Here is a 21,244-nt window from a genome sequence, read left to right as displayed (position 1 = left end):
GATCGCTCCCACGCTGGAGCGTGGGAACGATCATTGTCCGCCAGATCAACGTTTCACCGTAAGATCGATCTGGGTCATGCGGCTACGCACGGTGAACACGCCATCCCCCGAAAGAATCGCACTGCGCGCAAACAAGCGCCCACTCTCCCAGTTCGAAAGCCCCAACTCTGGTTTGTTGAGCGCGTACTGCCCATCGACCCAACGGGTAATGCCGTTGCCCACGAACGGCGCGTTGACCGCGTTGTAAAAGCGTTCCTGAACCTGCGCATCCTCACTGATCAACGACACAGTGAACTGCGGGCTGTAGCGGTTGAACAGCGCAATCGCCTGATCAAGATCGTCAACGATCATCAGGCTGACTTCCGGGGTTTCTTCCCATTCCCACTCGCGGCCCAATGCGGATTCCGCCAAGGGTTCGGCCAGTGCTTCGGTCTGATAACCCTCGGCGCGATAGACCTCGACCGTCGCGTTCTGCCACTCGCTCGGCAAGTAACTTTCGCTGCCTTCGACGATGTGCAATTTGCAGCTCTGGCCACGCGCGGTGCCGGCCTGTTGCAATGCCTCAAGAAACAACGGCACCAGTTCCGCCGCGCGATCACGCTGGATCAGGCAGACGTTCAACGTATTGCAGACTTTGCGATCCAGCGAGTTGCGCACCACGGCGGCGAAACGTGTGGCATCGGCATCACGATCAGCGATCAACCACGCGCCCCCCGTGCCGTGCAGGCTGACAGCGGTGCCAGCCTGCTGGGCGATACTGCCCAACTGACTGACCGCACGACCCGAACCGCGCGCCACCGCCAGCGACAAACGCCGGTCAGCGAACATCGCCCAACCGGCGGCATGATTGACGCTTTCCACCAACGACACCGCGCCGGCCGGCAGACCGGCATCGGCCAGCGCCGGGTTCAACGCATGAGTGACAATGGCCTGCGCGGTGCCCAACGCATCGCTGCCAATGCGCAAAACGGCGGTGTTGCCAGTGCGCAAGACACCGGCCGCGTCGGCGAACACGTTCGGCCGGCCTTCAAAGACAAACGCGACGATGCCCAACGGCGAAACCACTTGCTCGACCTTCCAGCCATCATGCTCAACGCTGCTGATGACTTTGCCGCGCGTGGCTGCGGCATCCCGCCAGGCGCGCAGGCCGGCGATCATGTCGCCACGCATGCGCTCATCGGCGAGCAATCGGGTGGTGGAACGACCGCGCGCCTTGGCGCGTTCGATGTCCGCGCGGTTGGCGGTTTCGATGTGAGCCCAGCACGCAGGGGTTTCCAGACGTTGCGCAAACAGGTCGAAAAACTGGCTGATGGCCTCATCGGACACCGCCGACAACGCCGTGAATGCCGCTGCCGCGCGCTCGATCGCCACGGACGCAGCTTGCTGATCCGCCACGGGAATCAACAGCAACTCGCCACTGACCTGCTCCACCAGCAGATGGTCTCCGGGCTGAAAGCGCGCGGCCAGTTCGGGGCTGACCACGGTGACGCGGTTACCAGCGAAAGGGATCGGCGTGCCAGCGACTAGACGTTCGAGCGCGAGAGACATGAAGCGGATTCACCATGCAGGGAGCGGCCGGAAAATGTATAGGAACACAATCCTCCAAAGCAACCGCTAACCCTGTGGGAGCGAGCTTGCTCGCGAAAGCGGTGGATCTGATACATCAATGTTGGCTGACCTGACGCCTTCGCGAGCAAGCTCGCTCCCACAGGGTTTTGTGGTGTTTGTGTGATCGGATCAGAAGACTGACCAGCCAATCCGCGCGCTAAGCATCTCCAGCGCCGCCATGCCCGCCAGCGAGTTCCCGGCGGCATTCAACTCCGGCGACCACACGCACACCGTGAACTGCCCCGGCACCACCGCGACAATCCCGCCGCCGACACCGCTCTTGCCCGGCAAGCCAACGCGATAAGCGAAGTTGCCCGCTTCGTCATACAAGCCGCTGGTGGCCATGATCGAGTTGACCTGCTGGGTTTGCCGACGCGTGAGGATCTGTTCGCCGCTGTGTTTGCAGAAACCGTCGTTGGCCAGAAAGCAGAACGCCCGCGCCAGATCAATGCAGTTCATCCGCAACGCGCAGTGGCTGAAATAACTGCGCAGCACCGCTTCGACGTCGTTGTGGAAGTTGCCGAACGACTGCATCAGGTACGCCATCGCCGCATTGCGCGCGCGGTGCTGGTATTCGGAATCGGCGACTTTGCCGTCGATCATGATCTGCGGATTGCCTGACAGACGCCGGACGAAGTCACGCATCGACAGGGTCGGTGCGGCGAAGCGTGACTGGTTGATGTCGCAGATCACCAGCGCGCCGGCATTGATGAACGGATTGCGTGGCCGGCCGCGCTCGAATTCCAGCTGCACCAGCGAGTTGAACGGCTGCCCGGACGGCTCGTGACCGAGGCGTTCCCAGATCGCTTCGCCGGAATGATCGATCGCCTGCACCAGGCTGAACACCTTGGAAATGCTCTGCACCGAGAACGGCGTCTCGGCGTCACCGGCGCAATACATCTCGCCGTCGTTGCCGTACACGGCGATGCCCAGCTGATTGGCCGGCACGGTGCCGAGGGCAGGAATGTAGTCAGCCACCTTGCCCTGCCCGATCAACGGGCGGACAGCGTCAAGAATCTCGTTCAACAGCGCTTGCATGCCGGGTTCCGAAGTCTCGCCCCATGGGATTGCGGGGACACTGGGGCTAGACGCTGCGCCCGCCCGTCGAATCACACCGGCCGCCATCGTGGTGAATGTTCTAGGCTCAACCGCACATCCAAAAACGGGAGAGCAACCATGCAACTCGAAGGCTCCTGCCATTGTGGCGAGGTCACGTTCAGTCTCACCAGCGCCCATCCCTACCCTTATCAACGCTGCTATTGCTCGATCTGTCGCAAGACTCAGGGCGGCGGCGGTTATGCGATCAACCTTGGCGGCGACGCGACCAGCCTCAAGGTGCGCGGGCGCAAACACATCAGCATTTACCACGCGAAGATGAAAGACGAAGGCGACAAACGCGCCCATCGCAGCACGGCCGAGCGGCATTTCTGTTCATTGTGCGGCAGCGGCCTATGGCTGTTCAGCCCGGAGTGGCCGGAGCTGATCCACCCGTTTGCCTCGGCCATCGACACGCCGTTGCCGGTGCCGCCGGAGCACACGCATTTGATGCTCGGCTCGAAAGCACCGTGGGTAGAAGTCGACGTTAAAGCGAATGACAAACAGTTTGACGTCTACCCCGAAGAATCCATTGCCCAGTGGCATGAACGCCTCGGTTTGACCCGCTGAACGCGTAACTCCAGGCTCTCCCCTGGAGTGAGCCTGCTCGCGATAGCGGTGGGGCAGTAGCAAAAATGCCGATTGGACTGACCCCTTCGCGAGCAAGCTCGCTCCCACAATGATCTCTGGCGTTCACAAATCCAATGTGGGAGCGAGCCTGCTCGCGAAGGGGCCGGCACAGGACAGCGCATTCAATCCAGATGCGCCCAGGTCATCCGGAACGACGCCCCACCCCAAGGCGAATCACCCACCTCAACCTGTCCGCCATGGGACTGCGAGACCCGCCGCACCAGCGCCAGGCCCAAACCAAATCCGCCGGTACGGCGATCGCGGCTGGCATCCAGCCGCGAAAACGGTTCAAAGATTTTCTCGCGCCCATCCACCGGCACGCCCGGCCCGTCGTCGTTGACCCGCACCTGGTAATAATCGCCCGTGCGTTCCAGCGTCACTTCCACCCGCTGTTCGGCATAACGAATCGCGTTGCGCAGCAGATTGATCACCGCCCGCGCCATGAATCGCGGTTCGATGCGCACCGTGTCGATCCGGCAATCCGCGATCAGCAACTGCACCCCCGCCGCTTCGGCCTCCAGCGCCACGCTGCCAACTACGCTATCAAGCCAATTGGCAGCCTGGATGTTTTCGCGCTTGATCACCGTTGCGCCGCGCTCAAGGCTGGCGTAGGTCAGCAGCTCGGACACCATCTCCTCCAGTTCACCAAGGTCGGCGTACATGTCGGCGATCAGCTCGCGGTTCTGACTGGCGTCCGGCTGTTGCTTGAGCTGGTCGAGTTCAAACGACAGCCGTGCGATCGGCGTGCGCAGTTCGTGAGACACGGCATTGGTCAGCTCACGCTGATTGGCGATCAGCCCTTCGATGCGCGCCGCCATCAGATTGAAGTGTTCGGCCAGATCGCGAATGTTCGAGCGTTTCGACAATTGAATGCGCACCGACAGGTCGTTATCGCCGAAACGCTCGGCGGCCAGGCGCAGTTTTTCCAGATCGCGCCAGTGCGGGCGCACCCAGAAAAACAGCACGATGCCGATCAACACGGCAATCATCAGGTAGGCGGCGGCAATGTAGAACGGCATCAGGCTCGGCTCGGCCGGCAAGCGGATGCTGAGCAACTGCGGCCCCTCGTCAATCGCAGAAATGTACTGGGTGTACTTGTCGCGGATCACCAACAGCCCTTTGGCCAGCTCGGCTTTTTCCTCGTCGCTCAGGGCCAGTTCAGAGGCGTCGACCAGCGTCAGCCCCAAACCGTAATGCGGGCGGATCGTTTCCAGCTGTTGTTCCCGGGCCGGGCCGTCGAGGTCGCGCAACTGCTGGCCCAACGCCCAGGCCTGGCCGCGCACGGCCTCACGGTTGTAGTCCTGCATCTGATAATCGAGCAAGGCATCAAAAGTGCGCTCGACCGTCTGCAAGGCCAGCACCAGACCCAACGTCATGACCAGAAACAGCCCGAGAAATAACCGCAGCATCTACAGCTCCCACGCGAACGGATTGAACAGATAACCCTTGCCCCACACAGTCTTGATACACATCGGCTCGCGGGGATTGTCTTTGAGCTTGTTGCGCAATTTGCTGATGTACACATCGACGCTGCGATTGAGCCCGTCGAAGGCAATCCCGCGCATGCGATTGAGAATGTCATCCCGCGACAGCACTTTGCCGGCCGCGCTGGCCAGCAACCACAGCAGCTCGAATTCCATGGTGGTCATTTCGATGACCTCGCCCGCCAGCCGCACTTCACGGCAACTGCGGTCGACGCTCAACTGACCGAACTCCATAAAACTCACCACATTGCTGTCCGGCACCTGCCGCCGCTGCAGCGCTCGCAGCCGGGCCAGCAATACCGGTGGCTTGATCGGTTTGATCACGTAGTCATCGGCGCCGGACTCCAGACCGAGGATATGGTCGAGGTCATCTTCCTTGGCCGTCAGAATCACGATCGGTGTGTCCGACACGCTGCGAATCTCCCGGCACACGTGCAGACCGCTCTGCCCCGGCAACATCAGGTCGAGCACCACGACTTTCGGTTTGAATTCGAGAAAGGCAGCCACGGCCAGATCACCGCGATGCACCGTGCGCACCTCGTAGCCGTGTTGTTCGAGAAAGTGGGCGATCAGCGCGGCGAGGCGCTCATCGTCTTCCACCAGCAGGAGTTTGCCAAAACCCAGGTTATCCATAACGACCGTCTGCCGCCCATGTGTGAAGTGGTCGGCATTATGGCGGCAATCGCGATGAAGGCGTTTGCTTCAGGCAGCAAAAACCGGCCGCTGGGGCCGGTTTTCAGTGATGTTTCATACTCTTAAGAGTTTTTAACAATCTTGTGCAGGCACACCGCTGTGGAAGCGGAATTCTTCGTCCGGCGACTCGATCAGTTCCTGCTCGGCGGCGCGGACCTTGTCGATGACCTGAGCAATATCCTTCGCATCGCCGTACTGATAGGCCAGTTTCAGATAACCCTGAAAATGCCGCGCCTCACTTTTCAGCAGGCCAAAGTAGAACTTGCCGAGTTCTTCGTCCAGATGCGGCACCAGTGCTTCGAAACGCTCGCAACTGCGTGCTTCGATAAACGCGCCGACCACCAGCGTATCCACCAGTTTCACCGGCTCGTGGCTGCGCACCACCTTGCGCAAGCCCGAGGCGTAACGACCGGCGTGGAGCTGGCGCAGTTCGATCTTGCGCCGTTTCATGATGCGCATGACCTGCTCGTGGTGCACCAGTTCTTCCCGGGCCAGACGCGACATCATATTGATCAGGTCGACGTGGGAATGGTACTTGGCAATCAGGCTCAGGGCGGTGCTGGCAGCCTTGAACTCACAGTTCTTGTGGTCGATCAGCAGGGTTTCCTGATCGGCCAGGGCGGCCTGAACCCAGGCGTCGGGGGTGCGGCAGCCAAGGAATTCGTGGATTTCGGGAAGGATCATGGGGCTCACGGTAAAAGGTGTTCGAGCGAAGGGCGCCGATTATACCGGCCTGTCCGCAGACCACCAGCGGCTGGCGTTGATATGCATCAAGTCGCGCACGATCGGACAGCAACTATAGTTGTGCAACGCCGTGCCTTTTCTTTGCTGGAGACTCCGCTCATGCAAGCCATTCGCAGCATTCTGGTGGTCATTGAACCCGAACATTCGGAAAGCCTGGCGCTCAAGCGCGCCAAATTGATCGCCGGCGTGACCCAGGCCCATCTGCACCTGCTGGTGTGCGACAAGAAGCACGACCACGCCGGCATGCTTGGCGTACTCAAAGCCGCGCTGATCGCCGACGGCTACAGCGTGACCACCGAACAGGCGTGGAACGAGAGCCTGCATGAAACCATCATCGAGGTGCAGCAGGCCGAGGGCTGCGGTTTGGTGATCAAGCAGCATTTCCCCGACAGCTCACTGAAAAAGGCCCTGCTGACCCCGGCGGACTGGAAGCTCCTGCGCCACTGCCCTACCCCGGTGCTGCTGGTGAAAACCGCCGGTTCGTGGAAGGACAAGGTGATTCTGGCAGCCGTGGACGTGGGCAATGCCGATGGTGAACATCGGCATTTGCACACGACGATCATTGATCATGGCTACGACATCGCCAGCCTGGCCAAGGCGCATCTGCATGTGATCGCTGCGCATCCATCACCGATGCTGTCGGCTGCAGACCCGACGCTGCAACTGAGCGAAACCATCGAGGCGCGTTACCGCGAGCAATGTCGAGCGTTTCAGGCGGAATTCGATGTCGATGATGAGCATTTGCACATCGAAGAAGGCCCGGCGGACGTGTTGATTCCGTTCATGGCGCACAAGCTGCAAGCGGCGGTGACCGTGATTGGCACGGTGGCGCGGACCGGGTTGTCAGGGGCTCTGATTGGCAATACGGCTGAAGTGGTTTTGGATGAACTGGAGAGTGATGTGCTGGTGCTCAAGCCGCAGGAGGTTGAGGATCACCTGGTGGAGTTGGCGGTGAAGCACTAAACAGCCCAAATTGAAATGCGATCCCTGTAGGAGTGAGCCTGCTCGCGATGGCGGTGTGCCAGACAACAACAATGTTGACTGATAGATCGCTATCGCGAGCAGGCTCACTCCTACAATTGGAATGCATTGCAAAATGTGAGAGCGAGCCTGCTCGCGAAGCTTCTAGGCGCCGAAGGCGTCTTTCAGAAAGCCCGGGGCGATATAGCGCTGGTAGTGCGCTTCCGACAGCAGGAAGAATTCCCGATCAATGGCATCGCGCAATTCCGGCAGGTTCCAGTCGCGAAACTCCGGCAGCAACACCATCCCGTACGCTTCCAGATTAATGATCACCCGCGCCCCACGGGCAATCAGCTGATACGCCCAGCAATATTCCGACTGATGCGGCACGAAGCGGATCTTGCGCTGTTCCAGTTGCTCGCGCAGGCGCGCCGAATCGAAAATCTCGACCTTGGCCGCCATCACTTGTGACAGCAATTGCTCCAGACGCAGCCACACCGCACGTTTTTCTTCCTCGTTGTAGCCATTCCAGTGGATCACTTCGTGGTGGAAACGCTTGCAGCCACGGCACACCAGATCACCGTAAACAGTGGAGCAGAGGCCGACGCAGGGGGTCTTGATGGTCTGATTGGGCATAAGGTAGGTAAAACACTGAAACGCGGAACAGGTCGGCATGTTAGCCCTTTGTCGGGCATTGATCACCCCTCAAACTTCAGGGTCACAGCCACGCGCGGCGTTTGCCCTGGCCACGCGCATTGCCACGAAAGTCCAATAGAGCCCGACTTACCTTTAAATTTTTTTTGCCGTAGAATCAGCCAGCCTTTTAAGGCGCCAATGTCCGTTAGAAGCTGTTTTCAAAGCGTCACGAGCACAGTCGTTCCTTCAGAGCGGTGTTGGCGAGGGATTTTTCCAGCGGGGAAAAATCCAGCGCCAACCCTCATCAGCTCCCCGTTCTGCAGGCGTAAAACTTTGAAAGCAGCTTCTGTAAGGAATTGCCGGTAATTCTGGCCGAACGACCCACAACGTCGTGAGGAGCATGAGTACGGCAATTTCGGGATGAGCGTCCCGGACACCCATTTGGGACCACTGATGAGGGTAATAACTGTGCTTGAAGCCTACCGCAAACATATCGAAGAGCGTGCAGCCCTGGGTATCGTTCCCCAGCCGCTTAACGCCGAACAAACAGCAGGCCTGGTCGAGCTGCTGAAAAACCCTCCGGCTGGCGAAGAAGAATTTCTCGTTGACCTGATCACCAATCGCATTCCACCAGGCGTGGACGAAGCGGCCTATGTCAAAGCCGGCTTCCTGTCTGCACTGGCCAAGGGCGAAGTTTCCTCCCCTCTGCTGGACAAAAAACGCGCTGTAGAACTGCTCGGCACCATGCAGGGCGGCTACAACATCGTCACTCTGGTTGACCTGCTGGACGACGCCGAGCTGGCGCCGGTCGCTGCCGCGCAACTCAAGCACACCCTGCTGATGTTCGATGCGTTCCACGACGTCGCGGAAAAAGCCAAGAACGGTAACGCTCACGCTAAAGCCGTGCTGCAATCCTGGGCTGACGGCGAGTGGTTCAAAAACCGTCCGACCCTGGCCGACAAGATCAGCCTGCGCGTGTTCAAGGTAACCGGCGAAACCAACACCGACGACCTCTCCCCTGCTCCCGATGCCTGGTCGCGTCCAGACATCCCGCTGCACGCCCTGGCCATGCTGAAAATGGCCCGCGACGGCATCGTTCCTGATCAGCAGGGCGCCATTGGCCCGATGAAGCAGATCGAAGAAATGCGCGGTCAAGGCTTCCCGATCGCCTACGTCGGTGACGTGGTCGGTACCGGTTCGTCGCGTAAATCGGCCACCAACTCGGTGCTGTGGTTCTTCGGCGACGACGTTCCTTACGTGCCGAACAAGCGTGCTGGCGGTTTCTGCTTCGGCAGCAAAATCGCTCCGATCTTCTACAACACCATGGAAGATGCCGGCGCACTGCCAATCGAGTTCGACGTTTCCAACATGAACATGGGCGACGTGATCGACCTGTACCCGCATGCTGGCAAAGTCTGCAAACACGGCACCGACGAAGTCCTGACCACCTTCGAAATGAAGACTCCGGTGCTGTTGGACGAAGTCCGTGCCGGCGGCCGTATCCCGCTGATCATCGGCCGTGGCCTGACCGAGAAGGCTCGCGCCGAACTGGGTCTGCCACCGTTCGATCTGTTCAAGAAACCTGATGCACCGATCGAAAGCACCAAGGGTTACACCCTGGCGCAGAAAATGGTCGGCAAGGCTTGCGGTCTGGCAGAAGGCAAAGGCATCCGTCCTGGCACCTACTGCGAACCGAAGATGACCACCGTGGGTTCTCAGGACACCACCGGTCCAATGACCCGTGACGAACTGAAAGACCTGGCGTGCCTGGGCTTCTCGGCTGACCTGGTGATGCAGTCCTTCTGCCACACCGCGGCGTATCCAAAGCCGATCGACGTGACCACCCACCACACCCTGCCTGACTTCATCATGACCCGCGGCGGCGTTTCCCTGCGTCCGGGCGACGGCATCATCCACTCGTGGCTGAACCGCATGCTGCTGCCAGACACCGTGGGTACCGGTGGTGACTCGCACACCCGTTTCCCAATGGGCATCTCGTTCCCGGCCGGTTCCGGTCTGGTTGCGTTCGCCGCAGCCACCGGCGTTATGCCGCTGGACATGCCGGAATCGATCCTGGTGCGTTTCAAAGGCAAAATGAAGCCTGGCATCACCCTGCGTGACCTGGTTCATGCCATTCCTTACTTCGCCATCCAGAACGGTCTGCTGACCGTCGAGAAGAAAGGCAAGAAAAACGCCTTCTCCGGCCGCATCCTGGAAATCGAAGGTCTGGAAGGTCTGACCCTGGAGCAGGCGTTCGAACTGTCCGACGCCTCGGCCGAACGTTCGGCTGCCGGTTGCACCATCAAGCTGTCGAAAGAGTCGATCACCGAGTACCTGAACTCCAACATCACCCTGCTGCGCTGGATGATCGGCGAAGGCTACGGCGATGCACGTACCCTGGAACGTCGCGCCCAAGCGATGGAAGCCTGGGTTGCCAACCCGGAACTGATGGAAGCCGATGCCGACGCCGAATACGCCGAAGTCATCGAAATCGATCTGGCCGACATCAACGAGCCGGTACTGTGCGCGCCGAACGATCCGGACGACGCCCGTCTGCTGTCCAGCGTTGCTGGCGAGAAGATCGACGAAGTGTTCATCGGTTCGTGCATGACCAACATCGGTCACTTCCGCGCTGCCGGTAAACTGCTGGATCAGGTCAAGGGTCAGCTGCCAACCCGTCTGTGGCTGTCGCCGCCGACCAAAATGGACGCTCACCAACTGACCGAAGAAGGCTACTACGGCATCTACGGCAAGGCTGGCGCGCGCATGGAAATGCCAGGCTGCTCGCTGTGCATGGGTAACCAGGCACGCGTTGAGCCGAACAGCACCGTGGTCTCGACTTCGACCCGTAACTTCCCGAACCGTCTGGGCGACGGCGCGAACGTCTACCTGGCTTCGGCCGAGCTGGCGTCCGTGGCTTCGATCCTGGGTCGCCTGCCGACCGTCGAGGAGTACATGGAATACGCTGGCAAGATCGACAGCATGGCGGCTGATATCTACCGCTACCTGTCCTTCGACCAGATCGCCGAGTTCCGTGAAGCTGCTGCGAACGCCAATATCCCGGTCGTTCAAGCCTAACGTTACAACGCACTGAAAAACGCCGCCCATCGTGAGATGAGCGGCGTTTTTTTATGCCTCACACATAGACCCTGTGGGAGCGAGCCTGCTCGCGAAAGCGGTGTGTCAGTCGATGTAACTATTGGATGATGAATCGCTTTCGCGAGCAGGCTCGCTCCCACATTTGATTCTTACCAGACAAGAGACCTGCATTTCCCCGATAGGGTTACGGGTTTAGTGTGAGGGCTTTCTGCACGGCGCCATCGACGCTCAGACCGCTGAGGATCACAGCGTTGGCCTGCACTTCGGGCAACGCCTCCAGCACCGCCAGCGCCTCATGCTTGAGCCGCGCCAGAATCAAACGCTTGCCTTCCTGATGCACCCGCACAAAGAACTCCTGCATCGCCTCAATGCTGGTGCCATCCAGATCCGGCGTCTCCTCGAGACTCAGAATCACCGTATGCACCGGCGTTTCTGCATGGCGGATCAGCCGTAACGCCGCGCCCAGAATCCGTTCAACGTTGGCAAAGAACAACGCCTCACTGGGCCGAATGATCAGTACGCCAGGCTCCGTTTGCGCAACGGGATGACGCTGCACATCGACAAAATCGTGCCCGCCATCAATCCGCCCGAGCACTTGAATGTCCGCGGCCGACATCTGCTTGAGCATCAGCAGCACACTGATCGCCACCGAAACCAGCAGACCGTCCAGCACGCCCAATACCAACACGGCCGAAACCGCGCAGATCACCAGCACACGATCCCGGCGCCAGATGAAGTAGCGGCCCAGTGGCTGCAGACTCAAACCGCGACCCAGCGCATGCATGACAATCGCGGCGAGGATCGGCTCCGGGGTCAGGGCAATCCACGGCAACACCGTCAGCACGATGATTAACACCACCAACGCCGCCACACCGCCGGCCCAGCGTGACGTCGCACCTGCTGCTTCATTCGCCGAGGTCGCCGAGTACCCTGCCCCGGCCGGCATACCATGAAACAACCCGGAGAGCAGATTCGATGCGCCTAGCGCCAACAGATCACGGTTTGAGGTGACGCGGTCGCCATGCTTGAGCGCATACGCACTGATCGAGCCATAAGACTCCGCATACAGAATCATCACCAGCGCAAAACCCACCTCCCCCAGCCGTAGCCAGTCGGCGAATGGCAGCACCGGCAGGTTGGGAACTTCCAGGCTCAGGTCGATAATGCCGATCATCTGCACGCCGTACGCCGACAGATTCAACCATTGCCCGGCGGCGATGCCGATCACTACTACCAGCAAGCCACCGGGCACCCGCGGGAATCGTGAAAATACTCCGAGCAATACCAGTGCGAGGGCCGCAACAGCCGCGGCCGGCCAGTTCCATTGCGGCAGCTGTTCAAGTAATTGCGGGGCGAAGCGCACCAGATTGGCGTCGGTCAGATGCACGCCGACCACGCTGGCGACCTGTTTGAGAATGATGGTCAGCGCCAGACCGAAGGCGAATCCGCGCAAAACCGGTTTGGCGATGAAGGAGGTGACACTGCCCAGACGAAAGAGCCCAGCCAATAGAAACAACCCGCCCGTGACCAACACCAGGCCGACTGCCAGGGTCGAGCGCAATTGCGGGTCACCATTGGCCAGCGTCGCCGTCGCGGCCGCCAGCACTGCGGCCGACGAGGACGTTGCCGACACAATCGCAAAACGACTGGTACCGAACACCCCATAACACAGCAACCCGGCAAACAGGGCGATCACCCCGGCCTGTGGCGCCAGCGCGGCAATGGTCGAATACGCCACCGCTTCGGGTAGCAAGAGACCGGCTATCGATAGACCGGCGAGTACATCCCGCCAGCGATTGGGTTGTTCTACAGGTTGCGGGGCGCTCGACAATCCACTGTCTCCAGACGAAAAAAAGCCGCTGCATACGTCGTATGCAGCGGCCACTGTAGCTGAGTATCTGGAGTTGTAGCTTACGCGGTCAGCGAATAAATCAACGCCGAAATCGCTACCAGGCCGACAGCCGTTACAAACACGTTCGACGCCTGGCCGCGATAGCGGGCCATCGCTGGCACTTTACGGATTGCGTACATCGGCATCAGGAACAGAATCGCCGCGATCACCGGGCCACCGATGGTTTCGATCATGCCCAGAATGCTCGGGTTCAGGGTTGCCACGATCCAGCACACCACCAGCATGAAGGCCGCCACGATGCGATCCAGCGCCTTGGCGCCCGGGCGCTTGCCGCTCTTGATAATCAGGCCTTTGAGACCTTCGCTGGCACCGATGTAGTGACCGAGGAACGATTTGGATATCGCCACAAACGCAATCAACGGCGCTGCGAAAGCGATGGTCGGATTGCTGAAGTGGTTGGCCAGGTACGACAGGATCGACAGATTCTGCGCCTTGGCCTCGGCCAGTTGCTCCGGCGACAGGGTCAACACGCAGCTGAAGACGAAGAACAACACCATCGCCACCATCAACAGGTGCGCGCGGGACAGGATCTGCGAGCTGCGCTCTTCAGCGTGGACACCGTAGCGACGCTTTTGATCGACCGCAAACGCCGAGATGATCGGCGAGTGGTTGAAGGAGAACACCATCACCGGAATCGCCAGCCACAGCGTGTGCAGCAACGCAGACGGTGCCGGCACGTGCGAAGCCGTGGCGAGAATGCCGCCGTTCCAGTGTGGAATCAGGTAAACGGCGAGGAACAGCAGCGCGACGATAAACGGGTAAACCATCAGGCTCATCGCCTTGACGATCGCCTGCTCACCGCAACGCACCACGGCCAACAGACCGAGGATCAGCACGAACGACAGCAGCGCGCGCGGTGGCGGCGTGATGTGCAATTGATGCTCAAGGAAACTGGCGACCGTGTTGGTCAGACCGACGCTGTAGATCAGCAGAATCGGGAAGATCGCGAAGAAGTACAGCAAGGTGATCAGCGCGCCGGCCTTGATGCCGAAATGCTGCTCGACCACTTCAGTGATGTCGGCGCCTTCACGACCGGAAAGCACAAAGCGGGTCAGGCCACGGTGCGCGTAGAACGTCATCGGGAAGGCCAGCAGCGCAAGGACCACCAGCGGCCAGAAGCCACCCAGTCCTGCGTTGATCGGCAAAAACAGGGTACCGGCGCCGATGGCCGTCCCAAACAGTCCCAACATCCAGGTGGTGTCCTGGCGATTCCAGCTCGAAAGTTCAGCAGGTGCTGCTGCATCAAAGCGCTCTTCGACGCTATTGGCCTGATCATTCATCCGGTCGGATCTCCGCATTCCGGTCACTTGCCACTCGGTCAGACGCGTCGGAAAAAACCGACAGACATGCTCCGGCCGAAACAGGGGCGCGATTCTCCGCGATAAATGAGCAGAAGCAAAGACTTAGCTGAGGAATGGTTATGCGGAGCAGTTTAGAGGTGTGTCGTTTTTGAGAAAATAACTGTCGGCTTCAGGTAGGCGCTGTGTCGTTTTCTGGCAAGCTCCAACGTTTGATGCAGTCGCGAGGAATCGATCAGATTGATCGTGCCAGGATGAATCCGAGCGACATACAAAAAATGCCGAACGCCAGCATCCCCCAGATTGGATACATATCGTCCTTGTCCTTGATACGCATTCTTTCGACCGACTCATCGTACTCACGATCCGATAGTTCAATCATAGCCTTGCGGTCAAATGTGCTCATCTTGATTTCCTTTTGGGTCATGGGTCTGATTGTTGTGAAGCGTGAACACTCAAACCTTGAAAAAAACGCCTACTACTGCAGTGATTGCGGTCACCACTCCAGCCAATACCGCGAGTGGGTAAAAACTCGTCTCTCTCTTTAGCTTTTTTGCTTCAGCCAGAAGCTTTTGTCTTTCCGCCACGAGTTTCCGTGTTTCATTCAGGAGCCTTTGGAGCTCCAGGTTTTCGCGATCGTCCTGAAGCATGCGCCTTCCTTGGCTATTGGCAGTGACTGGCGGGACTGCTTTGTGCCCTCATGATTTCCTAAATCATCTCGCGCCAGATAGCGGATGAATCCGGCGTTTTCGTAGGCAAAATCCTCGAGTCAGGTAGGCAGCCTCATACAGAGACCTTTCAGAAAACACCTCGCGATCAAGTACCCGTGCCTTTCAATTTGGCCCACATGATCTAGCGTGAAATGAGTCCCCCTGCCCTGCGGAGCCTTCCCATGCCATTGGTTCGCGTCGACATCAGACAAAACCCCGACCCCAACTTCGCCAAACGCATCGGCGAGCAGATCTACGCCGCCCTGCGCAGTTGTATCGATGTGCCCGAGCACGACAACTTTCAGATCCTGACCGAGCACGATGGCCAGCACCTGGTCTACGATCCGCAATATCTGGGGATCCAGCGCAGCGACGGCGTGGTATTCATTCAGATCACCATCAGCGAAGGACGCACAGTGGAGAAAAAACAGTTGCTGTTCAAAACCATCGCCGAAGGTCTGCACGCGCAGTTGGCGGTGCGCCTGGAAGACGTGTTCATCAATCTGGTCGAGGTGAAAAAAGAGAACTGGTCATTCGGCAATGGCATTGCCCAGTACGTCACCTGACCCCTAGCCAGCTAGCGGCCGAAGCGATCATCAAACATCACAAGGCAACCCTCGGCGCTGCCTTCGCACGAGTAATCGACAGTGCGGATGTCAGGTTTTAAAAGAAACGCTCCTTGAAATTGACGCAACTTCGCCGGCTGCGGTTGCGTCAATCACGAATTTGTAACCTTATCCTCCATCCTACAACTGCGTGTACTTCTCTAATGTCATCTGCGCTATGAATTACAGAAAACACCAATAAAAAGCCCTTCGCCTATCGATATTTCAGAATAATCCTACAATCAAAAACACCTAATAAAACCACGACGAAATATTACCGAAATCCGAATAACAGTCATTTGTTACAAGCAACTACGCAGCCATTGAACAATCCTCTTTTTCAGGCCTATATTTTTCACGCCCTGAATGACGAAAGACCAATCGCAAACGACCTTCGAAGTTTGATAAAGAGGAAAAAGCATGCAAAAGCGCACGATCACCGGCCTGCTGTTGACCGGACTGCTTTTCACCCCGCTTGCCAGCGCTGATGTCCGCGAGCTGGCTTCTTCGCCGCGATGGCTGACTACCAAGGTCTACATCGATGGCGCTCCTGAAACAGACGTCAAGGCGAAGTATCCCGGCGTCGTAGGTATATCGACCTGGGATCTCGAGAGTAATCGATACGAGTTCTTTTACACCGACACAGGCGAGTCAAAGTACAACAAAGGCGGAGGCGGTTATTTCTTTGTCACCGGCAACCAGAAACAGCACATTCTGGTACCCGATATCGGTCCGACCAAAACAATTGTCAGGCGCCTGGAAACACTGAACAACAGTGAATTCACTTACTCTCGGGAAGTCCCCCGCGACATGATCGACAACAATCCACTTGTACGTATTCATGTCGTTCACGCGCCGTATACCGGCACCGTAGAAACCAAATCCGCCATCAAACAATAAAACCAGGAGTTCAACATGCAAAAGACAGTTAAAACCCTGCTGATGTCGACGTTGCTGGCCTCCACGGTGTATTGCGCCGGAGTCAGTGCGCAAGCCGCCACCCAACCCGCCACAAATACTGTTGCCACCGCCGACAATGCAATGATGCTGACCGTGTTTCTGAAACATGATCAGACCCGCCCGCTGAGCGAACTCAAGGCCCAGCTCACACAACAAGGCTTCTACAAGACCTTCCCCCCCGCCGGGGTCGAAGTGGTGAGCTGGAACATCATGATGGGCATTGGCCAAGTGGTGACCGTACGCTTCCCCGCCTCACGGCTGGCAGAAGTGAACCTCGCCCTGGAAAACACCGCATGGGGCAGTTACCGAACCGAGTTTTATCCAACCTATGATTTCAAGCCGATTGCCCTCGCAGAACAAACCAAAGCCCAAGCAGCCCAATGATGCCGACAGCACACCGGATCACCGGTGTGCTGCCTACCCTTGCTTCTTGCCCGAAGCCGTCCAGAATCAAAGCACCACTGCGTGAATGACAACGATTGCCAAGCCGCTGCGGATTCAGCACTCTGAAACGACTTTCGCGACCGACCCGCCGACGTTCACAGGAGCCGCGCAATGCCCGCAACCGTTCTGGTACTGGTTGAAACCATCAATGACTATTTGCCGATCCTCGAACATCAGGGTTTTCACCTGATCCTCGCCCCCACGCCGGCCGAGCGTGCGCAAGCCATCGCCACTCACGGCAGCCGCATCGACGCGGTGCTGACCCGCGGCCCGCTGGGCCTGACCGCCGATGAAATCACCGCCCTGCCCGCGCTGAAAATCATCACGGTGATCGGCGCCGGTTACGAGCAGGTCGACCTGCAAGCCGCCAGTAACCGTGGCATTACCGTCACCAACGGCGCCGGGGTCAATGCCTCGTCGGTGGCCGACCATGCGATGGCGATGCTGCTGGCGCTGGTCCGGGATATCCCTCGTTGTGACGCTGCGGTACGCCGCGGTGAATGGCCGAAGATCATGCGCCCGTCGCTGGCCGGCAAACGCCTGGGGATTCTCGGGCTGGGCGCCGTGGGCATGGCGATAGCCAAACGCGCCCACTTTGGCTTCGACATGGAGATCAGCTATCACAGCCGCCAGGTGCGCAGCGATGTGCCTTACACGTTCTGCTCGACGCCGACCGAACTGGCACGGGCCTCGGATTTCCTGATCATCGCCACGCCTGGCGGCATCGGCACACAGCATCTGGTGACTCGCCCGGTGCTCGATGCGCTGGGGCCGAAAGGCTTTGTCGTCAATATCGCCCGCGCCAGTGTGATCGCCACTGCGGATCTGATCACGGCGCTTGAGCAACGCAAAATTGCCGGCGCCGCACTGGATGTGTTCGACCACGAGCCGCAAGTGCCGGATGCGCTGAAAACCCTAAGCAACGTGCTACTGACGCCACACGTCGCCGGCCTGTCACCGGAAGCCACTCAAGGCACGGTGGAGTTGGTGGGCAAAAATCTCGTGGCGTTTTTTTCGGGCGAACCGGTACTGACGCCCATTGCCTTGCCTCCGAAACTCAACAACCAGCGCGTGCACTGAAGCACGCCGGACGACGTGTCGAGCGCTCGTCCCAGCCCTCCTTTTCGGCCACGGCATATCCGCAAAACCCTGGTTCACCGCGACTTTTCGCGCACATTCCCAAAGGTGATTATCGGGCAACACGCTAGCCTATAAGACCGACTCGCGCTTGTGGCGCCCCGAGCGCGCCATTAGATTAGCCAATGATGTCTGGCCTCCAAAATAAGCAGAAGGGATAAGCATGGCGCTTACTGACCAGTCCACCCGTATCCGCTCTGGCGAAGAACTCGATGCCAGCCTGATCGATCCGTACCTCAAGGCGCACATTCCAGGCCTGAGCGGCACACCTGCGATCAGCCAGTTTCCTGGCGGTGCGTCGAACCTGACCTACCTGCTGGAATACCCGGAACAGGAATTCGTCCTGCGCCGTCCGCCGTTCGGCCACAAGGCCAAGTCCGCCCACGACATGGGCCGTGAATTCCGCATCCTCAATCAATTGCGCGACGGTTTTCCGTATTGCCCGAAGGCCTACGTGCACTGCACCGACGAATCGGTGATCGGCGCCGAGTTCTACGTCATGGAGCGGGTCAAAGGGATCATCCTGCGCTCGGAGCTGCCGCCGGAGCTGGGCCTTGATTCGGCAAAGACCGAAGCCCTGTGCAAAAGCTTTATCGACCGCTTCGTCGAACTGCACCGCGTCGACTACAACGCCTGCGGCCTGGGCGATCTGGGCAAACCGGAAGGCTACGTCGCCCGTCAGATCAAAGGCTGGAGCGAGCGCTACGAAAAAGCCCTGACCCCGGATGCGCCGCATTGGGAAGCAGTGAAAGCCTGGCTCAACGACAAGATGCCGGCCGACCACCCGACCTCAAGTATCGTCCACAACGACTACCGCTTCGACAACGTCATCCTCGACCCGCACAACCCGATGCAGATCATCGGCGTACTCGACTGGGAACTGACCACCCTCGGCGACCCGTTAATGGATCTGGGCAACACCCTCGCCTATTGGATTCAGGCGGACGATCCGGCGCCGGTGCAACTGATGCGCCGCCAGCCAAGCCACGCGCCGGGCATGCTCACCCGCCGCGAGTTCGTCGATTACTACGCCGAACGTTCGGGCATCCAGATCGACAATTTCGACTTTTACTACACCTACGGCCTGTTCCGTCTGGCCGGCATCGTGCAGCAGATCTACTACCGCTTCTACCACGGCCAGACCCAGGACAAACGCTTCGCGCAGTTCATTCACATGAACAAACTGCTGGAGCAGATGAGCTTGCAGGTCATTGCGAAATCGAGCCTCTGACGGCCCACACCCAGGAACCCTTATGTCCAAGACTCAGTTGTTCGACCTCGACGGTAAAATTGCTTTCGTTTCCGGCGCCAGCCGTGGCATCGGTGAAGCCATCGCCAAACTGCTGGCCCAGCAAGGCGCCCATGTGATCGTGTCGAGCCGCAAGCTCGACGGCTGCCAGCATGTCGCCGACGCGATCATCGCCGCCGGCGGCAAAGCCACGGCCGTGGCCTGCCACATCGGTGAAATGGAACAGATCAGCCAGGTGTTCGCCGGGATCAAGGAACAGTTCGGCCGCCTCGATATTCTGGTCAACAACGCCGCGACCAACCCGCAATTCTGCAATGTGCTGGACACCGATCTGAGTGCGTTCCAGAAAACCGTTGACGTGAACATCCGTGGCTACTTCTTCATGTCGGTCGAAGCCGGCAAGCTGATGCGCGAAAACGGTGGCGGCAGCATCATCAACGTCGCGTCGATCAACGGCATTTCGCCGGGGATCTTCCAGGGCATCTACTCGGTGACCAAAGCGGCGGTGATCAACATGACCAAGGTCTTCGCCAAGGAATGCGCGCAGTTCGGCATCCGCTGCAACGCGCTGCTGCCGGGTTTGACCGACACCAAATTTGCCTCGGCACTGGTGAAGAATGATGCGATTCTCAAGCAAGCACTGACGCAGATCCCGCTCAAGCGTGTGGCTGATCCGAGCGAAATGGCCGGCGCGGTGCTGTACCTGGCGAGCGATGCGTCGAGCTACACCACCGGGGTTGCGCTGAATGTGGACGGTGGGTTTCTGTCCTGATTTAAACGGCAAATGATTAACCCTGTGGGAGCGAGCTTGCTCGCGAAGGCGTAGTGTCAATCGACAATGATTTGGTTGACACACCGCATTCGCGAGCAAGCTCGCTCCCACAGGTCACTGCTTGAATCAGGCATCGAGGACTTTCGGTAACTGCCAGCCGAAATGCACCGACAGCAAACGCAACAGCAAACACGCCGCCCCCGCCAGCAACGCCGCCGCTACCGGCGAAACGCCCAGCCTGCGTCCGATGATCAACACCGCCGCACCGACAAACGCCGAACTCGCATACAAATCCGCCTGCAACACCAACGGTATCCGCGCCAGCACAATGTCGCGTATCACCCCGCCACCGACGCCGGTGATGGTGCCCATCAGCATCGCCACAAACGGCGTAATCCCGAAATTCAACGCTTTCTGCGCACCGGCCACGGCAAACAGCGCCAAGCCTGCTGCATCCAGCACAATCAGGGTTGAACCGGACCAGCCCAGCACCTGCTCATGAAAGGCAAACGCCAGCCCGCCCATGAAAAACGCCAGCGCCGGGTAGCGCCAATCGGCCACGGCATTGGGTGGCGTCGCACCGATCAACAAATCACGAGTCACCCCGCCACCGAGGGCGACGATAAACGCAATCACCATCACACCGAGCAAGTCGAGCTGACTGCGCATCGCCGCAATAGCGCCTTCCACGGCAAACACCGCAGTGCCGGCCAGGTCGGCCACCAGCACAATCCGCTCAACCCGGGACTGCCGCCCCGCAGGCGCTATTGCGTGACGCAACGGGTGGTCGTGATGTGTCGAGTAACCTGCCCGTCGGCGTACACGTCACCGGCGACCTCAGTGTTTTCGAGCACCTGACACGTGCGCTCCGGCGGTGGCGGCGGCGCTGCCGGTGGAGGGGGTGGAGGACTGGCGCAACCCGCCAACAACACTGCAAAGAAAGCCAACGGCAACACGCGTTTCCCAAGATTGTTCATAGGACGACCCGCGACAAATGGAAGAGCAACTCCCGCGACCGAACCGACCACGGAAGACCTGACCACTCATTCTTTATAGCCGAGCCCCCCGCAAGCGCCAGTGAATCGGCCGGATCGGGAGGAAGTGGCTGTCGATTTTGCGTTCAGATTCGAGAGGATTGGCAAATTGAAATGTGCTTTGCCTGATAGAGCCTCATCGCGAGCAGGCTCACTCCTACAATTGAACAGAGT

Annotated in this window: 20 protein-coding genes; 9 read left to right on the top strand and 11 right to left on the bottom strand. The window is 59.1% G+C overall.

Annotated features, from left to right (window positions below; translation table 11 throughout):
- Positions 1-45 precede the first annotated feature (45 nt).
- Both BMY54_RS21725 and glsB read right to left on the bottom strand, forming a co-directional pair.
- Positions 46-1,548, bottom strand: a complete 1,503-nt coding sequence (locus BMY54_RS21725; protein WP_093437101.1) for an aldehyde dehydrogenase family protein — start codon at positions 1,546-1,548, stop codon at positions 46-48.
- Positions 1,549-1,737: 189 nt separating this feature from the next.
- On the bottom strand, positions 1,738-2,646 hold the full coding sequence (gene glsB / locus BMY54_RS21720) for a glutaminase B (protein ID WP_007911001.1): 909 nt from the start codon (positions 2,644-2,646) through the stop codon (positions 1,738-1,740).
- Positions 2,647-2,784: 138 nt separating this feature from the next.
- Between glsB and BMY54_RS21715 the strand changes: the two genes are divergently transcribed.
- Entirely contained in the window at positions 2,785-3,273 is a 489-nt protein-coding gene (locus tag BMY54_RS21715; RefSeq protein WP_093437097.1) for a GFA family protein, read from the top strand.
- Between the two features lie 182 nt (positions 3,274-3,455).
- On the opposite strand, the gene BMY54_RS21710 is transcribed toward BMY54_RS21715, so the two are convergent.
- From BMY54_RS21710 to BMY54_RS21700, 3 genes are all read right to left on the bottom strand, one after another.
- A complete protein-coding gene (locus BMY54_RS21710) occupies positions 3,456-4,742 on the bottom strand; it encodes an ATP-binding protein (protein WP_093437094.1) in 1,287 nt (428 codons plus the stop codon).
- Positions 4,743-5,450, bottom strand: a complete 708-nt coding sequence (locus BMY54_RS21705) for a winged helix-turn-helix domain-containing protein (RefSeq protein ID WP_093437091.1) — start codon at positions 5,448-5,450, stop codon at positions 4,743-4,745. It abuts the gene before it with no gap.
- Positions 5,451-5,582: 132 nt separating this feature from the next.
- The gene (locus tag BMY54_RS21700) at positions 5,583-6,194 is read right to left on the bottom strand and encodes a MiaE family protein (protein ID WP_093437087.1); all 612 of its coding nucleotides are present in this window, start codon (positions 6,192-6,194) and stop codon (positions 5,583-5,585) included.
- A gap of 159 nt (positions 6,195-6,353) precedes the next feature.
- Between BMY54_RS21700 and BMY54_RS21695 the strand changes: the two genes are divergently transcribed.
- Positions 6,354-7,217 (top strand): universal stress protein, encoded by an 864-nt coding sequence (locus BMY54_RS21695; protein WP_093437084.1) that lies wholly within the window; start codon positions 6,354-6,356, stop codon positions 7,215-7,217.
- Positions 7,218-7,379: 162 nt separating this feature from the next.
- Here BMY54_RS21695 and BMY54_RS21690 read toward each other — a convergent pair whose 3' ends face one another.
- Complete coding sequence (locus tag BMY54_RS21690; RefSeq protein WP_064117650.1) at positions 7,380-7,850, bottom strand: DUF1289 domain-containing protein; 471 nt, start codon at positions 7,848-7,850, stop codon at positions 7,380-7,382.
- Between the two features lie 468 nt (positions 7,851-8,318).
- On the opposite strand from BMY54_RS21690, the gene acnB reads away from it, so the two are divergent.
- A complete protein-coding gene (acnB, locus tag BMY54_RS21685) occupies positions 8,319-10,928 on the top strand; it encodes a bifunctional aconitate hydratase 2/2-methylisocitrate dehydratase (RefSeq protein WP_093437081.1) in 2,610 nt (869 codons plus the stop codon).
- Positions 10,929-11,133: 205 nt separating this feature from the next.
- Here the strand turns inward: acnB and BMY54_RS21680 are convergent, their stop codons facing one another.
- The 4 genes from BMY54_RS21680 to BMY54_RS21670 all read right to left on the bottom strand — a co-directional run bounded on the left by BMY54_RS21680 (position 11,134) and on the right by BMY54_RS21670 (position 14,809).
- On the bottom strand, positions 11,134-12,780 hold the full coding sequence (locus tag BMY54_RS21680) for a SulP family inorganic anion transporter (RefSeq protein ID WP_093437078.1): 1,647 nt from the start codon (positions 12,778-12,780) through the stop codon (positions 11,134-11,136).
- 80 nt (positions 12,781-12,860) lie between these two features.
- Complete coding sequence (locus BMY54_RS21675; protein ID WP_093437075.1) at positions 12,861-14,141, bottom strand: HAAAP family serine/threonine permease; 1,281 nt, start codon at positions 14,139-14,141, stop codon at positions 12,861-12,863.
- 253 nt (positions 14,142-14,394) lie between these two features.
- Positions 14,395-14,565, bottom strand: a complete 171-nt coding sequence (locus BMY54_RS30645; RefSeq protein ID WP_016982944.1) for a hypothetical protein — start codon at positions 14,563-14,565, stop codon at positions 14,395-14,397.
- 49 nt (positions 14,566-14,614) lie between these two features.
- Positions 14,615-14,809, bottom strand: a complete 195-nt coding sequence (locus BMY54_RS21670; protein ID WP_016982943.1) for a hypothetical protein — start codon at positions 14,807-14,809, stop codon at positions 14,615-14,617.
- 242 nt (positions 14,810-15,051) lie between these two features.
- On the opposite strand from BMY54_RS21670, the gene BMY54_RS21665 reads away from it, so the two are divergent.
- The 6 genes from BMY54_RS21665 (at position 15,052) to BMY54_RS21635 (ending at position 20,036) form a co-directional block, all read left to right on the top strand.
- Positions 15,052-15,435, top strand: coding sequence for a tautomerase family protein (locus BMY54_RS21665; protein ID WP_093437072.1), 384 nt, complete (start codon positions 15,052-15,054; stop codon positions 15,433-15,435).
- A gap of 459 nt (positions 15,436-15,894) precedes the next feature.
- Complete coding sequence (locus tag BMY54_RS21655; protein WP_093437069.1) at positions 15,895-16,374, top strand: DUF4822 domain-containing protein; 480 nt, start codon at positions 15,895-15,897, stop codon at positions 16,372-16,374.
- Between the two features lie 15 nt (positions 16,375-16,389).
- Complete coding sequence (locus tag BMY54_RS21650) at positions 16,390-16,818, top strand: hypothetical protein (protein ID WP_093437066.1); 429 nt, start codon at positions 16,390-16,392, stop codon at positions 16,816-16,818.
- Positions 16,819-16,989: 171 nt separating this feature from the next.
- Positions 16,990-17,958, top strand: a complete 969-nt coding sequence (locus BMY54_RS21645; RefSeq protein WP_093437063.1) for a 2-hydroxyacid dehydrogenase — start codon at positions 16,990-16,992, stop codon at positions 17,956-17,958.
- Positions 17,959-18,178: 220 nt separating this feature from the next.
- The gene (locus BMY54_RS21640; RefSeq protein ID WP_093437060.1) at positions 18,179-19,246 is read left to right on the top strand and encodes a phosphotransferase family protein; all 1,068 of its coding nucleotides are present in this window, start codon (positions 18,179-18,181) and stop codon (positions 19,244-19,246) included.
- A 22-nt stretch (positions 19,247-19,268) separates the two neighbouring features.
- Positions 19,269-20,036: an SDR family oxidoreductase gene (locus tag BMY54_RS21635; RefSeq protein ID WP_034152479.1), complete on the top strand. Its 768-nt coding sequence runs from the start codon at positions 19,269-19,271 to the stop codon at positions 20,034-20,036.
- Between the two features lie 126 nt (positions 20,037-20,162).
- Here the strand turns inward: BMY54_RS21635 and BMY54_RS21630 are convergent, their stop codons facing one another.
- Complete coding sequence (locus BMY54_RS21630) at positions 20,163-20,816, bottom strand: trimeric intracellular cation channel family protein (RefSeq protein WP_256573931.1); 654 nt, start codon at positions 20,814-20,816, stop codon at positions 20,163-20,165.
- Positions 20,817-21,244: the final 428 nt, after the last annotated feature.

Source organism: Pseudomonas sp. ok266 (assembly GCF_900110195.1).
Taxonomy (GTDB): domain Bacteria; phylum Pseudomonadota; class Gammaproteobacteria; order Pseudomonadales; family Pseudomonadaceae; genus Aquipseudomonas; species Aquipseudomonas neuropathica.
This window is presented reverse-complemented; position numbering and strand designations above follow the sequence as displayed.

Excerpts from the sequence above, each read along its gene's own strand:
- BMY54_RS21725 (WP_093437101.1), bottom strand. The coding sequence starts at position 1,548 with ATGTCTCTCGCGCTCGAACGTCTAGTCGCTGGCACGCCGATCCCTTTC.
- glsB (WP_007911001.1), bottom strand. The coding sequence starts at position 2,646 with ATGCAAGCGCTGTTGAACGAGATTCTTGACGCTGTCCGCCCGTTGATC.
- BMY54_RS21715 (WP_093437097.1), top strand. The coding sequence starts at position 2,785 with ATGCAACTCGAAGGCTCCTGCCATTGTGGCGAGGTCACGTTCAGTCTC.
- BMY54_RS21710 (WP_093437094.1), bottom strand. The coding sequence starts at position 4,742 with ATGCTGCGGTTATTTCTCGGGCTGTTTCTGGTCATGACGTTGGGTCTG.
- BMY54_RS21705 (WP_093437091.1), bottom strand. The coding sequence starts at position 5,450 with ATGGATAACCTGGGTTTTGGCAAACTCCTGCTGGTGGAAGACGATGAG.
- BMY54_RS21700 (WP_093437087.1), bottom strand. The coding sequence starts at position 6,194 with ATGATCCTTCCCGAAATCCACGAATTCCTTGGCTGCCGCACCCCCGAC.
- BMY54_RS21695 (WP_093437084.1), top strand. The coding sequence starts at position 6,354 with ATGCAAGCCATTCGCAGCATTCTGGTGGTCATTGAACCCGAACATTCG.
- BMY54_RS21690 (WP_064117650.1), bottom strand. The coding sequence starts at position 7,850 with ATGCCCAATCAGACCATCAAGACCCCCTGCGTCGGCCTCTGCTCCACT.
- BMY54_RS21675 (WP_093437075.1), bottom strand. The coding sequence starts at position 14,141 with ATGAATGATCAGGCCAATAGCGTCGAAGAGCGCTTTGATGCAGCAGCA.
- BMY54_RS30645 (WP_016982944.1), bottom strand. The coding sequence starts at position 14,565 with ATGAGCACATTTGACCGCAAGGCTATGATTGAACTATCGGATCGTGAG.
- BMY54_RS21670 (WP_016982943.1), bottom strand. The coding sequence starts at position 14,809 with ATGCTTCAGGACGATCGCGAAAACCTGGAGCTCCAAAGGCTCCTGAAT.
- BMY54_RS21665 (WP_093437072.1), top strand. The coding sequence starts at position 15,052 with ATGCCATTGGTTCGCGTCGACATCAGACAAAACCCCGACCCCAACTTC.
- BMY54_RS21655 (WP_093437069.1), top strand. The coding sequence starts at position 15,895 with ATGCAAAAGCGCACGATCACCGGCCTGCTGTTGACCGGACTGCTTTTC.
- BMY54_RS21650 (WP_093437066.1), top strand. The coding sequence starts at position 16,390 with ATGCAAAAGACAGTTAAAACCCTGCTGATGTCGACGTTGCTGGCCTCC.
- BMY54_RS21645 (WP_093437063.1), top strand. The coding sequence starts at position 16,990 with ATGCCCGCAACCGTTCTGGTACTGGTTGAAACCATCAATGACTATTTG.
- BMY54_RS21640 (WP_093437060.1), top strand. The coding sequence starts at position 18,179 with ATGGCGCTTACTGACCAGTCCACCCGTATCCGCTCTGGCGAAGAACTC.
- BMY54_RS21635 (WP_034152479.1), top strand. The coding sequence starts at position 19,269 with ATGTCCAAGACTCAGTTGTTCGACCTCGACGGTAAAATTGCTTTCGTT.